The sequence below is a fragment of the Hydrogenophaga sp. 70-12 genome (assembly GCF_001897365.1).
In the GTDB taxonomy this organism is placed as follows: domain Bacteria; phylum Pseudomonadota; class Gammaproteobacteria; order Burkholderiales; family Burkholderiaceae_C; genus Hydrogenophaga; species Hydrogenophaga borbori.
Genome location: NZ_MKSS01000370.1, coordinates 1 through 827 on the forward strand (window position 1 = coordinate 1; position 827 = coordinate 827).

An 827-nucleotide genomic window follows, 5' to 3' on the forward strand; every position below is an offset into this window, starting at 1 on the left:
CCCGCTCTCGCTCAGTCGCTGCGACTCCTCCTCGGCCAGGATCTGCGCGAAGCCGTTGACCGAACGCAGTGGCGCGCGCAGGTCGTGCGCGATGGAGTACGAGATGGCCTCCATGTCGCGCATGGAGCGCTCCAGTTCGGCGGTGCGCTCGCGCACGCGCTGCTCCAGGCCGGCGTTGAGGGCGCGGATCTGTTCCTGCGCGGCCACGCGCTCGCTGATGTCCAGGTGCGTGCCCGACATATAGAGCGCACGGTCCTCGGCGTCGCGCTGGTGCACGCGCCCGCGCGAGTTCACCCAGACCCAGTGGCCGTCCTTGTGGCGCAGGCGCAGGTCGCATTCGTAGTACGGCAAGAGCCCCGAGGTGTGGCGCTCGCGCGCCTCGATGGCGCGCGGCAGGTCCTCGGGGTGCACGCGCGAGGACCAGGTCGCATGGTTCACGGGCTCGAGCTCGGCGCGCGCGTAACCCAGCATCTCGGCCCAGCGGTCGTTGATGCTCATGCTGCCGTCGGCCAGGTTGGTTTCCCAGATGCCGGGCCGCGTGGCCTCCAGCACCCAGGCCAGGCGCTGGCGCTCGCCGCGCAGCGCTTCCTGGGCCTCGATGTAGGAGGTGACGTCGGCGTAGGTGCGCACCAGGCCGCCTTCGGGAAAGCGGAAGGTGTGGATCTCCAGCGTGCGGCCCTCGCGCGTGCGGCGCCAGTACTGCTCGGGCAGGTCGGCGCGCGGGTCGAGCGCCACGTAGCTGCGCGCGCGCGGCTCGACCCAGTTGAACTCGGGCCCGAAGTCGCCGCGCCGGGCCTGGTAGACCACCACATCGTCGTGCAGCGGGC

1 protein-coding gene is annotated in these 827 nt (G+C 71.5%); it reads right to left on the minus strand.

Annotated features, from left to right (window positions below):
- On the minus strand, window positions 1–827 hold an 827-nt coding region (locus tag BGO22_RS18755; RefSeq protein ID WP_286852204.1), incomplete at both ends, for a PAS domain-containing protein.